Below are 17,753 nucleotides of genomic sequence, written 5' to 3'. Positions count from 1 at the left end.
CACCTCGCTTACGGGTCGGACCATTCTCGACAAAACGCCGTATGGCTGGATTTTCTGACCGATCTGTTGCATAGGGAGGCTGCCTTGGAAGGCTTGCTTCCCGTTGCTTCCGCTCTGGACGACACCCCGAAGCTGGCCATAAAGGATCAAGGTGCCTTCTTGCTTCGGCAGGGACGGCCGATCGTTCTGCCCCCCAGACAGGTCGAAACGCTAAAGAGCCGCGTTCGCACGGCTCCGGAGCTGTTTCGGTTTTTTCAGTGCAGACCCTCGTATCCAGAAGCACCCGCGCGCCGCGGGACGAATACGGCGCAGGAACCCGGTCGGCGAAGGCGCTCGCGCCGCAGCCGTGATTCGGGTTCCCAATAACTGACGCGAGGGCTGCATACCGGTCCTCACACCTCCCGGGTCTGTCGCGATGGCGCGGCGACCCCCGGATCGAAGGACTGAACGCCCGACGCTCCACCCACTGATGGGACCCCGCGCGGAATCCGCCCGCGGGATATGAAAGAGAAAAATGTTCGATATCAAACGCAAGACGATCGACTGGGCCGGACGCCCGCTGACCCTCGAAACCGGGCGCATCGCCCGTCAGGCCGACGCCGCCGTGCTGGCGACCTATGGCGAGACCGTGGTCCTGGCCACCGTCGTCTTCGCCCGCCAGACCAAGCCGGGGATGGATTTCCTCCCCCTGACCGTCAACTACCAGGAAAAGACCTTCGCCGCCGGCAAGATCCCGGGCGGCTATTTCAAGCGTGAAGGCCGTCCGACCGAGAAGGAGACCCTGGTCTCCCGCCTGATCGACCGCCCGATCCGCCCGCTGTTCGTCAAGGGTTTCCGCAACGAGACCCAGGTCGTCGTCACCGTCCTCCAGCATGACCTCGAGAACGACCCGGACGTGCTGGGCATGATCGCTGCCTCGGCCGCCCTCACCCTCTCGGGCGTGCCCTTCATGGGTCCGATCGGCTGCGCCCGCGTCGGCTACGTCGATGGCGAGATGGTGCTCAACCCGACCCTCGACCAGATGCCCGACAGCCAGCTCGACCTCGTCGTCGCCGGCACCCAGGACGCCCTGATGATGGTCGAATCCGAAGCCAGGGAGCTGTCGGAAGAGATCATGCTGAACGCCCTGATGTTCGCCCATCGCGGCATGCAGCCAGTGATCGAGGCCATCATCGACATGGCCGAACACGCCGCCAAGGAGCCGTTCGACTTCCAGGCCGAGGACCACTCCGACGTCGTCGCCGCGATCCAGAAGCTGGTGGGCGAGGACATCAAGACCGCCTACACCCACGTCGGCAAATACGAGCGCCGCAACGGCGTCGACGCGGCCAAGAAGGCCGCCGCCGCCAAGCTGGTGAAGACCGACGAGAACCCGGACGGCTTCGACGCCTCCAAATTCTCCACCGCTTTCAAGGAATGCGAGGCCCACGTCCTGCGCCGCGACATCATCGAGAACGGTCACCGGGTTGACGGGCGCGCCCTCGACAAGGTCCGCGACATCGTCTCGGAAGTCGGCATCTTCCCGCGCACCCACGGCTCTGCCCTGTTCACCCGCGGTGAAACCCAGGCCATCGTCGTCGCTACCCTCGGCACCGGCGAGGACGAACAGTACGTCGACGCCCTGGCCGGGACGTACAAGGAGAAGTTCCTTCTCCACTACAACTTCCCTCCCTATTCGGTCGGCGAGACCGGGCGGATGGGCGGCTCCAGCCGTCGGGAAATCGGTCACGGCAAGCTGGCCTGGCGGGCGATCCGCCCGATGCTGCCGTCGTCGGAAGATTTCCCCTATACGATCCGCATCGTCTCGGAGATCACCGAGTCCAACGGCTCGTCGTCGATGGCCACGGTCTGCGGCGCCTCGCTGGCGCTGATGGACGCGGGCGTGCCGCTGGTTCGCCCGGTGTCTGGCATCGCCATGGGCCTTATCCTGGAGCCGTCAGGCGAGTTCGCCATCCTGTCCGATATCCTGGGTGACGAAGATCACCTCGGCGACATGGACTTCAAGGTGGCCGGCACGCGCGAAGGCATCACCTCGCTGCAGATGGACATCAAGGTCGCCGGCATCACCGAAGAGATCATGCGCAAGGCGATCGCCCAGGCCTCGGCCGGCCGTCTGCACATCCTCGACGAGATGGACAAGGCCATCGACGGCGCCCGCACCGAACTGGGCGAGTACGCGCCCAAGATCGAGGCCATCAAGGTCCCGGTCGACAAGATCCGCGACATCATCGGCACGGGCGGCAAGATCATCCGCGAGATCGTCGAAAAGACCGGCGCCAAGGTCAACATCGAGGACGACGGCACGGTGAAGATCGCCGCCTCGGACCAGGAAAAGATCGACGCCGCCAAGGCCTGGATCACCTCCATCGTGTCCGAGCCCGAGCCCGGCATGATCTATTCGGGCAAGGTCGTGAAGGTCGTCGACTTCGGCGCCTTCGTGAACTTCTTCGGCGCCAAGGACGGCCTGGTCCACGTGTCCCAGATCGCCCTGGATCGCGTCGCCAACCCAGCCGACGTCCTGAGCGAAGGTCAGGAAGTGAAGGTCAAGTTCATCGGCATGGATGATCGCGGCAAGACCAAGCTGTCGATGAAGGTCGTCGATCAGGAAACCGGCGAGGACATCACCGACAAGATCAACGCCGAACGCGACGAACGCGGCGAGCCGCCGCTGTCCGACGACACGGGCGGCCGTCCCAAGCGTGAAGGCGGCGGTGGCGATCGTGACCGTGGTCGCAGCCGTCGTTAAGACGGGCCGTCACGTCTGAAACGCAGAAGGCCCCGGCGCAGACGCCGGGGCCTTTTTCCTTCCGGCCGCCGGGCAGCGGCGGACCTGGCCCCGGGCTGAATCCAGTACTCTGCGCGATCAGTGATCCGTGCGGGCCAGCAGGAGACGCAGTTCGTGGAGCTCTTCCGTCAATCGCGGGATATCGCGCTGCCCGCGACCGGCGCGTCGGGCGCCTCGGCGTCGCGGCCGATGAAGAAGCTGACGGAACTGGCGGTGATATTGTCAAAGACCGCCAGACCGTAGACCGAAAGCCAGAGGGCGAGAATCCGCCTCGCGGCCGTCTCGGGCCAGAAGTCGGATCCGCTACTGGTGGTGAGCATGGCTGTCCACCACAGCGCATGGGCGTAGGCGACGAAGCCGCCTCCACCTCCCGGCGGGTGCGAGCTTGACCGTGACGGCGGCGCCGAGGACACGATCAGGACCGTCAATCCAGCGACATAGCCGACCGGGACTGACAGGTTAACCGCGCCAGGTTGAAAGCCGCCCTGCCCTGCCGAAATCACGCAACCGCGGCCCCCCAAACTCTTCGCCGCTTCGGCGCGGAACGGCGAAGGGTGGGTCTGCTGATCAGGACAGTCCGGGCTCCTTGATCGGTTCGATGTGCGGCTGCTTCTTCTGATTCCATCGCTCTACCCGAGAGCGGACTCTCCGAACGTCACGGATGAGTCAAGATCGGTCCTTCAGCGGGCGTCGGGTTAAGTTCTTATCGGCACGTGGGAACCGGTTCTGCGGCCCGCGGACGTTCAAAGCGCCCTTACACTCGTAGTCGGTAACCCACGCCGGGCTCCGTCAGGATCAGCTTGGGCTGGGCGCGGTCGGATTTCAGCTTGTGCCGGAGCCCCTTCCCTTGTCTATGCGCGCCCGTCAGTGGCGCTCGCTTGCAGAGTGTCAGAAACCGCACTATTTTTCTGACACAGACAAGCCATGCAAGTTCTCGCCGAACAGATCATGGAGCGCGCCACGGCGCTCCCCGAAGGGACGCCGATCGCCGCTAAGTCGCTGTTGCACCTGGGCAGCCGCGCCGCCGTGGATCAGGCGTTGTCGCGCCTTGTCCGCCGAGGCAGACTCCTTCGCGCCGGACGGGGTCTCTATGTCCGTCCGATAGAAGGCCGCTTCGGCGTACGAACCCCCGCGGTCGAAAAGGTCGTGCGGGCTGTCGGCGAGCAGCGCGGAGAGGTCGTGGCCTCCAGCGGGGCGGCGGCGGCAAACGCCCTCGGCCTGACAACCCAGGCGCCTGTCCGATCAGTCTATCTGACCAGCGGGCCGAGCCGAACGCTCAGCCTCGGCAACCAGACCGTCGAGTTCAGACATGCACCCGCCTGGCAACTCCTGCTGGCCGATCGTCCGGCCGGCGAGGCAGTCCGCGCCCTGGCCTGGCTGGGGCCTGAGAAGGCCGGGACGGCGCTCGCCCTCCTGAGGCGGAAGCTAGGGCCATCGGCATTTGGCGAACTGGTCTCGGTGGGTCCGCGCCTGCCGACTTGGCTGGCCCGCTCTGTCAGTCAGGCGGCGCATGCCTGAGGCCTTCAAGCTGTCGGACGAAGACCGCTTTGCGGCGCGGACGACCGCCTGAGGCTGATCGCCAGAAAACAACCGCAGCCACCTGCTCTCGCCAGTTGCATTCCGCAGAACGGCGACATCAACAGGGGCCCTCAAAGGTCAGACGCGGGTGGCGGGACCGAAGATCCCCCACCGTAGAGCTCCGGGTCGAACAGATCAGCTGAGGAAGCTAAAGTCGCCCCGTCATCAACCAAAGCCCCTCGCCAAGGGCCGCCCCCGCATGCCCGCTCCCTCACTCCCACTCGATCGTCCCGGGCGGCTTGGACGTGACGTCGTAGACCACGCGGTTGACCCCCCTCACCTCATTGACGATGCGGGTCGCGGTCCGGCCCAGCACGTCCCACGGGAATTCGAAGAAGTCGGCGGTCATACCGTCGGTCGAGGTGACGGCGCGCAGGGCCAGCACCTTCTCATAGGTGCGGGCGTCGCCCATGACGCCGACGGTCTTGACCGGCAGCAGCACGGCGAAGGCCTGCCAGATCTGGTCGTAAAGCCCGGCCTTGCGGATTTCGTCGAGATAGATGGCGTCGGCCTGTTGCAGGGTCTCGACCGCCTCGGGCGTGATCTCGCCGGGAATGCGGATGGCCAGGCCCGGCCCCGGGAAGGGGTGGCGTCCGACGAAGGCGTCGGTCAGGCCCAGTTCACGGCCGAGCGCCCGCACCTCGTCCTTGAACAGCTCGCGCAGCGGCTCGACCAGCTTCAGCTTCATGAAGTCCGGCAGGCCGCCGACATTGTGGTGGCTCTTGATCACATGGGCCTTGCCGCTCGAGGACGAAACGCTCTCGATCACGTCCGGATACAGCGTGCCTTGGGCGAGGAATTCGGCGCCGTCGATCTTGCCCGCCTCGCGGTCGAAGATCTCGATGAAGACCCGGCCGATCGTCTTGCGCTTGGTCTCGGGGTCCGAGATCCCGGCCAGCTCTCCGAGGAATTCCTTCGAAGCATCAACGTGGATCAGGGGAATGTTGTAGTGCTCGCGGAACAGGGTCGTGACCTGGGTCGCCTCGTCCTTGCGCAGCAGTCCCGTGTCGACGAAGACGCAGGTCAGCTGGTCGCCGATCGCTTCGTGGATCAGCACCGCGGCCACCGAAGAGTCGACGCCGCCGGACAGGCCGCAGACGACCCTGGCCGATCCGACCTGTTTGCGAATCTGCGCGATCTTCTCGTCGCGATAGGCGGCCATGGTCCAGTCGCCCTTCAGCCCGGCGATGCCGTGGGTGAAGTTTTTCAGCATGGTCGCGCCGCGCGGGGTGTGCATGACCTCCGGGTGGAACTGGACGCCGTAGAACCGCCGCGTCTCGTCGGCGATCGCGGCATAGGGCGAGCCCGGCGACGAGGCGACGACGTCGAACCCCTGCGGAATGGCGACGATCTTGTCGCCATGGCTCATCCAGACCGTCTCGTCCTCGCCGACCGGCGCCAGATCGGCCAGCAGCGGCGAGGATTTCTCGACGGTGATCTCGGCGCGGCCGAACTCGCGGTGATGGCCGCCCTCGACCTTGCCGCCCAGTTGCTCGCACATGGTCATCTCGCCGTAGCAGATGCCCAGAACAGGGACGCCGGCCTCGAACACGCCCTGCGGCGCGCGCGGGCTGCCTTCTTCGTGCACGCTCTCGGGACCGCCCGACAGGATGATGGCCTGCGGCTTCATGGCGGCCAGGGCGGCCTCAGCTTTCGCGTACGGATGGATCTCGCAATAGACGCTGGCCTCGCGCAGGCGCCGGGCGATCAGCTGCGTCACCTGGCTGCCGAAGTCGACGATCAGGACCTTCTGGTGATCAGCGGGGGCGGTCATGCGGGCTCCGTGGCGGCAGGCGTGAAGAGGTCATGCATCAGGTCGAGCGCTTCGGCCAGCGCCTGATCGACCTCGGCGAGGGCGTCGGTCCAGTGCTCGAGCGCGGACAGGTCCGAGCGGCCGTCGCTGACGCCGCGCAGGCCCAATACCGGCACGCCGAAGCGGGCGGCGGCGCGGACGACGGCGAAGGTCTCCATATCGACCATGTCGGCGTCGATGGCGTCATAGCTGGCCCCCGAAACGACGCTGGCCCCGGTGGCGAGGCGGGCGGTCGGCAGGGCGGCAGGGCCTTCGGTCAGCGGGAGGATGGCCGGCAGGCGCGGGAACGGCGTCTCGCCCTTGGGAAAGCCGAGGGCGCTGGCGTCCATGTCGCGATAGCTGACCGTGGCGACGCGATAGACCCGGGCGTGGTCGAGGGTGCGCGAACCCGCCGAGCCCAGTGAGACGATCAGGTCCGGCAGAGCGCCTTCCGCCTGCAGCACGGCCAGGGCATGGGCGACCCCGGCGGCGGCCTCCACCGGCCCGACGCCGGTGATCAGCGGACGGATGCGCGCCCTCAGCGCCGGGCCGTATTCAGGCTCGGCGGCCATGACGCACAGGACGGTCCTGGGACCGAAGCGGGAAAGGGACCAGTCCCGGCTCACGCCCGCCGCTCATAGAGGGCGAGGAAGAAGCCGTCGGTGTTGGTCGAGCCCGGCGACATCCGCAGGCGATGACCCGCCGCCTGGGCGGCGAGACGCTCGCGCGCCGCCCCGGTCAGGGTCGGCGTGTCCAGCAGCGCCGCCACCGGCAGGGGCTGGAACCCGGGATGCGCCGCCTCGAAGGCGTCGGCGGTCGCCTCGTTCTCGCGCGTCAGCATCGAGCAGGTGACATAGGCCAGCCGGCCGCCCGGCTTCACCAGCGCCACGGCCTGATCGAGGATGCGCAGCTGCAGCGCGTGCATCCGCTCGACCTCGTCCGGCTTCAGCCGCCAGGCGTCCTCGGGCCGGCGACGCCAGGCGCCCGCGCCGCTGCACGGCGCGTCGACGAACACCAGATCGGCCTTGCCGTTGAATTCCTCGACCCCGCCGCCGTTCTGGCCGATCAGCCGCAGGTCGGCGGCGACGCCGGCGCGGGCCAGTCGCGGACGGATATTGTCGAGCCGCTTCTGCACCACGTCGCAGGCGATGAGCTTCATCCCCGAGGCCGGCGGCGCGGCCCGGGCGGCGGCGGCCTCATCGGCCCCGGTCGGGGACCAGCCGGCCGGCTTCGGCGCGACGGCCTTGGCCGGACCCGCGTCGGCCAGCCCCTGCACGGCCAACGCCAGCGTCTTGCCGCCGCCGCCGGCGCAATAGTCGACAACGATGCTGTCCGGGGAGAAGTCCAGACTCGACCCCGCCAGCCAGGCGACGATCTGGCTGGCCTCGTCCTGGATCTCGATATGACCGGCCTTGAAGGCCTCCAGCGCTTGGACATTGGGCGGCGGCTCGGACGTCAGGCGCAGGCCGCGGGCCGACCACGGCGTCGGCTCCGGCTTCAGCCCGGCGGCGGTCAGCTCGGCGGCGACAGCCTCGACGGTCGTCTTCGCCGTATTGACGCGCAGGTCGATCGGCGCGCGCGGCGCCATCAGCTCGCGGGCCTCTTCGCTCCAGCGCTCGCCGAAGGTCGCCTTGAAGTCCTCGACCACGAATTCGGGCAGGCCAGCGGCGACCCAGCCGGGCAGGTCGCCCTCCCCGGCCATGATCCGGGCCCGTTCCTGTTTCGACAGCGGCCGCGGGCCATAGCCATCGCCCGAGTGCAGGGCCTCGATCTCTTCCAGCGACAGGCCATCAATCAGGGCCAGCGAGCCGATCACCAGCGCCCGCCCGTCCTCGCGCCCGCCCATGGCCCAGACCAACCGGCCGCGGGCGCGCAGCACGCGGTAGACGCGGTCGGCGACGGCGCGGCGGTCGCCCGATCCGGCGTAGCGGTTGGCGGCGCCCCAGGCCTTCAGCACGACCTCGGCCGGGGCGCGCCCCTGGGCGATGCTGTCGAGAACGGAGGCGGCGGCGGCGAGGCGGGCGGCTGGGGTCAATTCAGGCTTTCAAAGGAACAGGGCGACGAGCACCGTCACCAGACCGCCGGTGGCGACGAGCCAGACCAGCGAGCGGATGTAGGGCACGCCGAAGGCGTAGAGCGGCAGGTAGATCAGCCGCCCGAAGAAATAGAGGTGAGCGCCGACGAAGGTCAGTTGTCCGTCCTTACCGGCGATATGCGCTATGATCACAGCGGCGGCGAACAGCGGCAGGGTCTCGAACAGATTGGCCTGGGCCCGCATGAGACGCCCGGCCAACTTGCCCGGCGGCGGCGCCTCGCCGTCGCGCGGGCCGGCGTTCCACTTGCCGCCCAGCTCTGCCGTGCGCGCCATCCCGGCCGCCCCGATCTGGACCAGGGCCAGGATCAGGGTGAAGGCCAGCATCAGGAATTCGGGCGTCATATCCATGGCTTGAGCCTCCCCGCTCATCCCTGCCGATAGTTCGGCGCCTCGCGCGTGATCATCACGTCATGGACGTGGCTTTCGCGCAGACCGGCCCCGGTGATGCGCACGAACCGCGCCCGCTGCTGGAAGTCGGCGATGGTGGCGGCGCCGACATAGCCCATGGCGGCGCGCAGGCCGCCTACCATCTGGTGCAGCACCGGGGCAATCGGCCCCTTGTACGGCGTCTGGCCCTCGATGCCCTCGGGCACCAGCTTCTGGGTGTCCTCGACTTCCTTCTGGAAATAGCGGTCGGCCGAGCCGGCGCCCATGGCGCCGACCGAGCCCATGCCGCGGTACGACTTGTACGACCGGCCCTGGTACAGGAACACCTCGCCCGGGCTTTCGTCGGTGCCGGCGAACATCGAGCCCATCATCGCCACAGAGGCGCCGGCGGCGATGGCCTTGGCCAGGTCGCCCGAATATTTGATGCCGCCGTCGGCGATGACCGGCGCGCCGGACTCCTTCGCCGCCCGGACGGCCTCCATGATGGCGGTCAGCTGGGGCACGCCGACGCCGGCGACGATGCGCGTGGTGCAGATGCTGCCCGGCCCGATGCCGACCTTCACCGCGTCGGCGCCCGCGTCGATCAGGGCGCGGGCGGCGTCATAGGTGGCGACGTTGCCGGCGATGATCTGGACGCGGTTGTTCTCCCGCTTGATGCGTTCGACCGCGCGCGAGACCTGGATCGAATGGCCGTGGGCGGTGTCGATCACCACCACGTCCACGCCCGCCTCGGCCAGGGCCATCGACCGCTCATAGCCGTTGTCGCCGACGGTCGAGGCCGCCCCGACCAGCAGCCGGCCCTGATCGTCCTTGGCCGCGTGCGGATGGGCCTGGGCCTTCTCGATGTCCTTCATCGTGATCAGGCCGGTGGCGCGATAGTCCTCGTCGACGACGATGACGCGCTCGATCTTGCGATCGCGCAGCAGGGCCAGGGCCTCGTCGCGGCCCGCGCCCTCGCGCACGGTGATCAGCTCGCCCGAGGTCATCAGTTCGGCGGCCTTGCGGTTCGGATCGGTGTCGAAGCGCATGTCGCGATTGGTCAGGATGCCGACCAGCCTGCCGGTGGCCGGATCGACGACCGGGAAGCCGCTGATCTTCTTCTTCGCGCGGATGGCGCGAATTTCGCCCAGCGTCGTCTGCGGCGAGATGGTCACCGGATTGATGACCATGCCGCTTTCGTAGCGCTTCACCTCGCGCACCATGTCGGCCTGTTCCTCGACCGTCATATTGCGGTGCAGGACGCCCAGACCGCCGGCCTGGGCCATGGCGATGGCCAGCCGGCTTTCGGTGACCGTATCCATGGCGGACGAGGTCAGCGGGATGTTCAGCCTGATGTCGCGGGTCAGCTTCGTCGAGACATCCGCTTCCGCGGGCATGATCTCTGACGGGCCGGGTTCCAGCAAAACATCGTCGAAGGTGAGCCCTTCGCGTATCTCCATGAGGAGTCTCCGTTTTGCGGGCCGCGTATAGCGGTGGAACCCGGGGAACCGCAAGGCCCGCACGGGCCTATGTTGACGATAACAACAATTGCCTTGCCGTTGCGGCCTCGACCCCACATTTGAAAGACCCATGGTCCGACTGTTGATCAGCACCGCCCGCCGCCTCGCGCTCAAGATCGCGAGCTATGGCGTGATGCACCTGGTGGTGGCGATCCTCGTCGCCTTCGCCATTACCCGCGACTGGCGGCTGGCCCTGGCCGTGGGCGTGGTCGAGCCCTTCTTCCAGACCATCGCCTATTCGATCCACGACCGCGTCTGGCACCGGATCGAGCACCGGCGGATGCTGTCCAACCTCGAGGAGGCGTCCGAGGCCTTCACCGCCCGCCTGCAGATCATGGCCCCCGAGGAGCAGTCCCGCGCCCACGGCCATCACGGCCACAGCCACGCCCTGCCCCGCTCGCTGAAGCAGGTGGCGGTCAAGTCGATGACCTACGGCCTGATGCATTTCGTCGTCGCCGTCGCCGTCGCCTTCGCCCTGACCCGCGACTGGAAGGTCTCGCTGGCCATCGGCCTGATCGAGCCGCTGGTGCAGACGGTCTTCTTCACCGTCCATGATCGCGTCTGGGCCCGGATCGAGGCGCGCAAGGCCGCGCGGGCGGCGGAGACGGCCTCGGCCTAGCGCCGGTTCATCGCCACCAGAAACACCTCGGCGCTGTCCTTCCGGCTCGACTCCGGCTTGACGTATTTGACCGTCTCGAACTCGGACCGCAGCCGCGCCAGCACCCCGCCGGCGTCGCCGCCCTGGAAATTCTTCGACACGAAATGCCCGCCCGGCTTGAGCGTGCGAATCGCGAAGTCGGCGGCGATCTCGATCAGGGCGATGATCTTCAGGTGATCGGTCTGGCGGTGGCCGACGGTGTTGTGGGCCATGTCGGACAGCACCAGGTCCGGCTGACCGCCCAGCAGCTCCATCATCTGCAGATCGACACCCGGATGGGTGAAGTCGGCCTGGATCAGGGTCGCCCCCGGGATCGGCTCGATCGGCAGCAGGTCGACCCCGACCACCGAGGTCGCGCCCCGCTTCAGCGCCACCTGGATCCAGCCGCCCGGCGCCGCGCCCAGATCGATGACCCGGCTGCCCTGCCGGATCAGGTGAAACCGCTCGTCGATCTCCAGCAGTTTGAAGGCGGCGCGGCTGCGCCAGCCCTCGGCCCGCGCCCGCTCGGACCATTTGTCCGACAGCTGGCGTTTGATCCACTGCTGGCTGGACATCGACTTGGTGTCCGCCGTCTTCATCTTGGTGCCCATGCCGCGCCCGGAGGCCGTGCCGCCGGAGGGCGGACGGACCATGCGGCGGCGTTCGGGTTCCCCGGGCCTGGGCTTTTCTTCGTCACTCATCGCATCCACATAGCCCCGACCGGGTTTGCGGGCTATGACCCCGCGACATTTCAAAGGAGCGCCCAGATGGCCGAAACCCTGACCTTCACCCTCGACACCGGCGACGGCGAAGCCCGCGACGTCGTCATCAAGCTGCGTTCGGACCTCGCGCCGGGCCACGTCGCCCGCATCACCGAGCTGGCCGGCGAAGGCTTCTACGACGGCGTCGTCTTCCACCGCGTCATCGCCGGCTTCATGGCCCAGGGCGGCGATCCGACCGGCACCGGCACCTCGGGCTCGTCCAAGCCGAACCTGAAGGCCGAGTTCTCGAAGGAACGCCACGCCCGCGGCGTCTGCTCCATGGCCCGCACCTCGGACCCCAACAGCGCCAACAGCCAGTTCTTCATCTGCCTCGACGACGCCTCCTTCCTCGACGGCCAGTACACCGTCTGGGGCGAGGTCATCGAAGGCATGGACCATGTCGACGCCCTGCCGAAGGGCGAACCGCCCCGCAACCCCGGCAAGATCGTCAAGGCGACGGTCAGCTGAGGGAATAGGGACGAGGGATTAGGGATTAGGAAGCAGATCAGGATCGGGCGCAGCGGTTCCGGCCGCACGGTTCATCCCTAATCCCTAATCCCTAATCCCTAATCCCTAATCCCTAATCCCTAATCCCTACTCGATCTCCACCACCTCGACCCGCGCCCCGTTCAGCACCAGCGCGATCTCGCCGCGCTTCAGCTTCAGCGCGTCTTCGCCGAACAGCTGACGCCGCCAGCCCTTCAGCGCATCGACATCGGCCTCGTCGTCCAGCGCGATCTTCTCGAGGTCGGCGACATTGGCCAGCAGCTTGGTCGCCACGCCGGCGTTGTCGCTCTTGGCCTTGAGCAGCACCTTCAGCAGTTCGACCACCGAGGGCGGGGCCGGCTGGTTGTGCGAGGGCCGCTCCAGCTTGGGCGCATGGGCTTCCGGATCGGCCAGCACCCGCTTCAGCTCGGCGCACAACTCCAGACCGAGGCGCGAGGCCCCGAACCCCTTGGGCACCGACCTCAGCCGGTTGAAGGCGTCCGGATCGGTCGGGCCCTGGGCCGCGATCTCGTCGATCGCCTCGTCCTTGAGGATGCGGCCGCGCGGCTGGTCGCGCTCCTGCGCCGCCCGCTCGCGCCAGACCGCCGTGGCCACGAAGGCGGCCAGATATTTCGCCGCATATTTCTTGGGTTTCAGACGCTTCCACGCCTTTTCGGGATCGGTGTCGTAGAGCGCCGGATCGGTCAGGTCCTCCATCTCGGCGGTGACCCAGTCGAGGCGCCCCTCCTTCGCCAACCGGTCCCGCAGCTTCGGGAACAGGGCGGCCAGATGGGTCACGTCGCCGAGGGCGTAGACCAGCTGCGCATCCGACAGCGGCCGACGGGCCCAGTCGGTGAAGCGGCTGCCCTTGTCGACCTCCTGCCGCAGCATCTGGCGCACCAGCGCCTCATACGAGACCTGGTCGCCGAAGCCCGCGGCCATGCCCGCCACCTGGGTGTCGAACATCGGCTTGGGCATGGCCCCCAGTTTGACGAAGATCTCCACGTCCTGCCGGGCGGCGTGAAAGACCTTGAGAATCGATTCGTCGCGCAGCAGGTCGAGGAAGGGCTCCAGATCGAGCCCCTCGGCCATCGGATCGATGATGGCCGCGTCGGTGGCCGAGGCCGCCTGTATCAGGCACAGGCGCGGCCAATAGGTCGTCTCCCGCATGAACTCGGTGTCGACCGTGATGAAGGGCTGGTTTGAAAGCTTTGCGCAGAAATCGCGCAGCGCCTCGGTGGTGGTGATGGGCGTCATTCGAATGCTATAGCCCCGCGCAATGCGGTTATGGCAAGAGCCGCCGCACAAATCCGCCCACTGATTCAGGCCCGTGACCGATGAGCGACACCCCCGAAAGCCTGAAAAACGGTCTGACCTACGCCGATGCGGGGGTGGATATCGACGCCGGCGAGATGCTGGTCGACGCCATCAAGCCGCTCGCCAAATCGACCCGCCGCCCCGGCGCCGAGGCCTCGCTGGGGGGATTCGGGGCCCTGTTCGACCTCAAGGCGGCCGGATTCGAGGACCCGCTGATCGTCGCCACCACCGACGGCGTCGGCACCAAGCTGAAGATCGCCATCGAGACCGGGCGGCATGACGGCGTCGGCGTCGATCTGGTCGCCATGTGCGTCAACGATCTGCTGGCCCAGGGTGCCGAGCCGCTGCTGTTCCTCGACTACTACGCCACCGGCAAGCTCGAGATCGACGCCGCCAAACGCGTTGTCGCCGGCATCGCCGAGGGCTGCCGCCAGGCCGGCTGCGCCCTCGTCGGCGGCGAAACGGCCGAAATGCCCGGCATGTACGCCGGCGGCGACTACGACCTCGCCGGCTTCTCGCTCGGCGCGGTCGAGCGCGGCCACGCCCTGCCGTATCTGGATCGCCAGGCCGCGGGCGATATCATCATCGGCCTCGCCTCGTCCGGCCCGCACTCCAACGGCTATTCCCTGATCCGCAAGGTCGTCGAGAAGTCCGGCCTGTCGTGGGGCGACGACGCCCCCTTCGCCCGCGACCGCACCCTCGCCCAGGCGTTGATGGAGCCGACCCGCATCTATGTGAAGCCGGTGCTGCCGCTGATGAAGGCCGGGCTGATCAAGGGCGCGGCCCACATCACCGGCGGCGGCCTGATCGAGAACCCGCCGCGCTGCATCGCCGGGGGCCTGCACGCCGAGTTCGACTGGGACGCCATCCCCCTGCCCCAGGTGTTCCAGTGGCTGGGCGAGACCGGCGGCATTTCGGATCACGAACTGCGCCGCACCTTCAACTGCGGCGTCGGCTTCATCCTCGTCGTCGCGCCCGAGAACGCCGAGCCGGTGCTGGAAGGCCTGCTGAACGCGGGCGAGGTCGCCTTCGTCTGCGGCCAGCTGGCGGCGGACTGAGCCGCGTGACCGCCGCCCCGCGTCGCCGGACGGTTCGGGCCCTGTGATGGACCGGTCGTCGTCCGACCGCGTCCGCGTCGCCGTCCTGATCTCCGGGGCCGGCTCCAACATGGCCGCCCTGATCGATGCCGGGGGCGCGGACGACTGCCCGTTCGAGATCGTGTTGGTGGCGTCGAACCGCCCGGACGCCGGCGGGCTGGCCGTCGCCGAGGCCAAGGGCGTCGCCGTCGCCGTCGTCGACCACCAACCCTTCGGCAAGGACCGTGAGGCGCACGAACAGGCGCTGGACGCCCTGCTGGCCGAACACCGCGTCGAGGTGGTGGCCCTCGCCGGCTATATGCGCCTGCTGACGCCGTGGCTGGTGCGGCGCTGGAGCGGGCGACTGCTCAACATCCACCCCAGCCTGCTGCCCAAATATCCCGGCCTCGACACCCACGCCCGCGCCCTCGCGGCCGGCGATGCCGAGGCCGGCTGCAGCGTCCATCTGGTCACCGAGGGCGTCGACGAGGGCCCGGTCCTCGCCCGTGCGACGGTGCCGGTTCTGGCCGACGACACCCCGGCCTCGCTCGCCCAACGGGTGCTGACGGCGGAACACGGCCTCTATGCGCGGACCCTCGCCGACTTCTGTTCGACGCGGATGAGCATTTTGTAATCTGGCGACTTTCGCCGCGACAGCGCCGTTCGGCTGGGTCAGTCTGCCGCCAAATTCAATCTGGGGGCCTCCAATGCTCAAACTTCGACTCATGGCCTGCGCCGCCGGCGCCGTTCTGCTTCTCGCCGTCGGCTCCGCCGCCGCCCAGGACGCGCCCCCGATCGTCGAGATTCCGTCCACGACCCAGGCCGAGATCGGCGCGTTCGGCTTCGACCTCGACGGCATGGATCCCGCCGTGGCCCCGGGCGACGACTTCAATCGCTACGCCAGCGGCGTCTATCTGCGCGACACGCCGATCCCGGGCGACAAGACCTCCTACGGCGTCTTCGACATGCTGTACGACCGGTCGCAGGACAATCTGAAGACCCTGATCGAGGAGAGCGCGGCCGAACCGACCTCCAGCCCCGAAGCCGCCCGCATCGGCGCCTTCTACGCCAGCTTCATGGACGAGGCGGCCGTCGAAGCCCTCGGCGCCGGCCCGCTGCAGGCCGATCTCGCCGAGGTTCGCGCCGCCGACACCCGCGAGGAAATCGCCGCCCTGATGGGCCGCACCCAGTATGGCTTCGGCTCCAGCCTGTTCGGCGCCGCGGTGTTCGAAGACCTCAAACAGCCGGACATCAACAGCGCCTACATCGTCCAGGGCGGCCTCGGCCTGCCGGACCGCGACTACTATCTGGAAGACAGCTTCGCCGAACAGAAGGCCGCCTATCAGGTCTATGTCGCCAAGGCGCTTGAGCTCGGCGGCTGGCCCAACGCCGAACAGGCCGCCGCCGACATCGTCGCATTCGAGACCGCCATCGCCCGGCATCACTGGACCGCGGTGCAGAGCCGCCAGCTGGACAAGCTGTACAACCCGACCTCGGTCGCCGAGCTGACGGCCAGCGCCCCCGGCTTCGACTGGGCCGCCTGGGCTGACGGCGCCGGCTTGGGCCAGGTGCCGGTGCTGGTGGCGATGAACGACACCGCCTTCCCCGGCATGGCCGCCGTCTTCGCCGAAACCCCGGTCGCGACCCTGCAGTCGTGGCAGGCCTTCCACGTCATCAACCAGGCCGCCCCCTATCTGTCGCAGGCCTTCGTCGACGCCCGCTTCGACTTCTTCGGCAAGGTTCTTCAGGGCCAGCCGGAGAACCGCCCGCGCTGGAAGCGCGGCGTGCAGCTGGTCGACGGCTCGCTCGGCGAGTCGCTCGGCAAGGAGTACGTCGCCCGCCACTTCCCGGCCGAGTCCAAGGCCCAGATGGAGGAACTGGTCGCCAACCTGCGCCGGGCCATGACCGCCCGCATCGAGGGGCTGGACTGGATGAGCCCCGAGACCCGCCAGCAGGCCCTTTACAAGATGAGCCGCTTCGGGGTGAAGATCGGCTATCCGGAGCAATGGCGCAGCTATGACGGCCTGCGGCTGGAAGCGGGCGACCTGTATGGCAATGTCGAGCGGTCCTCGGCCTTCGAGTGGGAGTGGAACCTGGGCAAGGTCGGCCAGCCGGTCGACCCGCTGGAATGGGGCATGACGCCCCAGACCGTGAACGCCTACTACAACCCGCCGCGCAACGAGATCGTCTTCCCCGCCGCCATCCTGCAGGCGCCCTTCTTCGATCCGAACGCCGACGCGGCCATCAACTACGGCGGCATCGGCGCCGTCATCGGCCACGAGATCACCCACGGCTTCGACGACCAGGGCCGCAAGGTCGACGGCGACGGCGTGCTGCGCGACTGGTGGACGGCCGAGGACGCCGCCAAGTTCGAGGAACGCGCCCGGGTCCTGGGCGCCCAGTATTCGGCCCTCAGCCCGTTCGAGGGCGCCTCGGTCAACGGCGACCTGACCATGGGCGAGAACATCGCCGACCTCGGCGGCCTGCTGCTGGCGCTCGACGCCTATCACCTGTCGCTGGACGGCCAGCCGGCCCCGGTCATCAATGGTCTGACCGGCGACCAGCGGGTCTTCCTCGGCTGGGCCCAGGTCTGGCGCGAGAACATCCGTAACGAGACCCTGCTGCAGCGCCTGACCACCGACTCCCACTCACCGGCCCAGTACCGCGCCAGCGCCACGGTGCGGAATATTGACGCCTGGTACGAGGCCTTCGGCGTCCAGCCCGGCGACGAACAGTACCTCGCCCCCGAGGCCCGCGCCCGCATCTGGTAGGCGGCCGCACGCCCGAAACGACAACGGCCCCGGCGATCGCTCGCCGGGGCCGTTTGCTTTGCAAGGCGGTGAAGCCCTAGCCGACGATCTGGTCGTCGGTGAAGAACTGGGCGATCTCGATGCCGGCGTTCTCGATCGAGTCCGAGCCGTGCACCGAGTTCTCGCCAATCGACAGGGCGAACTGCTTGCGGATCGTGCCGTCGGCGGCGTCCTTCGGGTTGGTGGCGCCCATGACTTCGCGGTAGGCGGCGACGGCGTTCGGGCCTTCCAGCACCTGCACCACGACCGGCTCGGCGGTCATCTGGCCGACCAGCTCGCCGTAGAACGGGCGCTCGGCGTGAACTTCGTAGAATTTCTTCGCCTGGGCCTCGGTCAGCTTGACGCGGCGCTGGGCGACGATGCGCAGGCCGGCGCCCTCGATCACGGCGTTGATCGCGCCGGTCAGGTTGCGGCGCGTGGCGTCGGGCTTGAGGATCGAGAAGGTGCGTTCGGTCATGGGAGTGACTTCTTGTTGGGAGATTGACGGTCGCGGGCTTATAGACGCGCCCTCCGCCCTTTCCAAGGCGTCC

General features: G+C 68.0%; 16 protein-coding genes and 1 pseudogene. 8 read left to right on the top strand and 9 right to left on the bottom strand.

Features of this window, described 5'->3' with window-relative positions; genetic code table 11:
- Positions 1-87: 87 nt before the first annotated feature.
- Both ACK4JY_RS07190 and pnp read left to right on the top strand, forming a co-directional pair.
- Positions 88-225, top strand: a pseudogene (locus ACK4JY_RS07190) (tRNA pseudouridine(55) synthase TruB); the annotation flags it as partial.
- 289 nt (positions 226-514) lie between these two features.
- Positions 515-2,746 carry a polyribonucleotide nucleotidyltransferase gene (gene pnp / locus ACK4JY_RS07185; RefSeq protein ID WP_409604183.1) on the top strand — a complete coding sequence of 744 codons (2,232 nt, stop codon included), beginning with the start codon at positions 515-517 and terminating at the stop codon, positions 2,744-2,746.
- A gap of 167 nt (positions 2,747-2,913) precedes the next feature.
- Here the strand turns inward: pnp and ACK4JY_RS07180 are convergent, their stop codons facing one another.
- Positions 2,914-3,213 carry a hypothetical protein gene (locus ACK4JY_RS07180; RefSeq protein ID WP_409604181.1) on the bottom strand — a complete coding sequence of 100 codons (300 nt, stop codon included), beginning with the start codon at positions 3,211-3,213 and terminating at the stop codon, positions 2,914-2,916.
- A 496-nt stretch (positions 3,214-3,709) separates the two neighbouring features.
- Between ACK4JY_RS07180 and ACK4JY_RS07175 the strand changes: the two genes are divergently transcribed.
- Complete coding sequence (locus tag ACK4JY_RS07175; RefSeq protein ID WP_409604179.1) at positions 3,710-4,303, top strand: DUF6088 family protein; 594 nt, start codon at positions 3,710-3,712, stop codon at positions 4,301-4,303.
- A gap of 271 nt (positions 4,304-4,574) precedes the next feature.
- Here ACK4JY_RS07175 and guaA read toward each other — a convergent pair whose 3' ends face one another.
- From guaA to guaB, 5 genes are read right to left on the bottom strand one after another with little or no spacing between them, the layout of a single operon-like run.
- Positions 4,575-6,137 carry a glutamine-hydrolyzing GMP synthase gene (gene guaA / locus ACK4JY_RS07170; RefSeq protein ID WP_409604177.1) on the bottom strand — a complete coding sequence of 521 codons (1,563 nt, stop codon included), beginning with the start codon at positions 6,135-6,137 and terminating at the stop codon, positions 4,575-4,577.
- Positions 6,134-6,781, bottom strand: a complete 648-nt coding sequence (locus ACK4JY_RS07165; RefSeq protein ID WP_409604175.1) for a 5'-methylthioadenosine/S-adenosylhomocysteine nucleosidase — start codon at positions 6,779-6,781, stop codon at positions 6,134-6,136. The genes guaA and ACK4JY_RS07165 overlap by 4 nt, the downstream gene beginning before the upstream one ends.
- Positions 6,778-8,190, bottom strand: a complete 1,413-nt coding sequence (locus ACK4JY_RS07160) for an RsmB/NOP family class I SAM-dependent RNA methyltransferase (RefSeq protein WP_409604173.1) — start codon at positions 8,188-8,190, stop codon at positions 6,778-6,780. Before ACK4JY_RS07160 ends, ACK4JY_RS07165 begins: the two co-directional genes overlap by 4 nt.
- A gap of 9 nt (positions 8,191-8,199) precedes the next feature.
- Positions 8,200-8,598, bottom strand: coding sequence for an MAPEG family protein (locus tag ACK4JY_RS07155; RefSeq protein ID WP_409604172.1), 399 nt, complete (start codon positions 8,596-8,598; stop codon positions 8,200-8,202).
- 17 nt (positions 8,599-8,615) lie between these two features.
- On the bottom strand, positions 8,616-10,076 hold the full coding sequence (guaB, locus tag ACK4JY_RS07150; protein WP_409604170.1) for an IMP dehydrogenase: 1,461 nt from the start codon (positions 10,074-10,076) through the stop codon (positions 8,616-8,618).
- A 130-nt stretch (positions 10,077-10,206) separates the two neighbouring features.
- On the opposite strand from guaB, the gene ACK4JY_RS07145 reads away from it, so the two are divergent.
- Positions 10,207-10,755, top strand: a complete 549-nt coding sequence (locus ACK4JY_RS07145) for a DUF2061 domain-containing protein (RefSeq protein WP_409604168.1) — start codon at positions 10,207-10,209, stop codon at positions 10,753-10,755.
- Here ACK4JY_RS07145 and ACK4JY_RS07140 read toward each other — a convergent pair.
- Entirely contained in the window at positions 10,752-11,474 is a 723-nt protein-coding gene (locus tag ACK4JY_RS07140; RefSeq protein WP_409604166.1) for an RlmE family RNA methyltransferase, read from the bottom strand. The genes ACK4JY_RS07145 and ACK4JY_RS07140 overlap by 4 nt on opposite strands.
- Before the next feature lie 66 nt (positions 11,475-11,540).
- Here ACK4JY_RS07140 and ACK4JY_RS07135 point away from each other — a divergent pair, with 66 nt between their 5' ends.
- On the top strand, positions 11,541-12,002 hold the full coding sequence (locus ACK4JY_RS07135; protein WP_409604164.1) for a peptidylprolyl isomerase: 462 nt from the start codon (positions 11,541-11,543) through the stop codon (positions 12,000-12,002).
- A gap of 126 nt (positions 12,003-12,128) precedes the next feature.
- Here the strand turns inward: ACK4JY_RS07135 and rnd are convergent, their stop codons facing one another.
- Entirely contained in the window at positions 12,129-13,277 is a 1,149-nt protein-coding gene (gene rnd, locus ACK4JY_RS07130; protein WP_409604162.1) for a ribonuclease D, read from the bottom strand.
- A gap of 80 nt (positions 13,278-13,357) precedes the next feature.
- Between rnd and purM the strand changes: the two genes are divergently transcribed.
- The 3 genes from purM to ACK4JY_RS07115 all read left to right on the top strand — a co-directional run bounded on the left by purM (position 13,358) and on the right by ACK4JY_RS07115 (position 17,184).
- Entirely contained in the window at positions 13,358-14,395 is a 1,038-nt protein-coding gene (purM, locus tag ACK4JY_RS07125; RefSeq protein WP_409604160.1) for a phosphoribosylformylglycinamidine cyclo-ligase, read from the top strand.
- Between the two features lie 46 nt (positions 14,396-14,441).
- A complete protein-coding gene (gene purN, locus ACK4JY_RS07120; RefSeq protein WP_409604158.1) occupies positions 14,442-15,047 on the top strand; it encodes a phosphoribosylglycinamide formyltransferase in 606 nt (201 codons plus the stop codon).
- Positions 15,048-15,138: 91 nt separating this feature from the next.
- Positions 15,139-17,184, top strand: coding sequence for a M13 family metallopeptidase (locus ACK4JY_RS07115; RefSeq protein ID WP_409604156.1), 2,046 nt, complete (start codon positions 15,139-15,141; stop codon positions 17,182-17,184).
- A gap of 76 nt (positions 17,185-17,260) precedes the next feature.
- Here ACK4JY_RS07115 and ndk read toward each other — a convergent pair whose 3' ends face one another.
- The gene (gene ndk, locus ACK4JY_RS07110; RefSeq protein ID WP_409604154.1) at positions 17,261-17,680 is read right to left on the bottom strand and encodes a nucleoside-diphosphate kinase; all 420 of its coding nucleotides are present in this window, start codon (positions 17,678-17,680) and stop codon (positions 17,261-17,263) included.
- Positions 17,681-17,753: the final 73 nt, after the last annotated feature.

It is taken from the genome of Brevundimonas sp. (genome assembly GCF_046295595.1).
Classification (GTDB): Bacteria; Pseudomonadota; Alphaproteobacteria; order Caulobacterales; family Caulobacteraceae; genus Brevundimonas.
The sequence above is the reverse complement of the archived record's forward strand: the minus strand, read 5'-3'. Positions and strand labels throughout refer to the sequence as shown.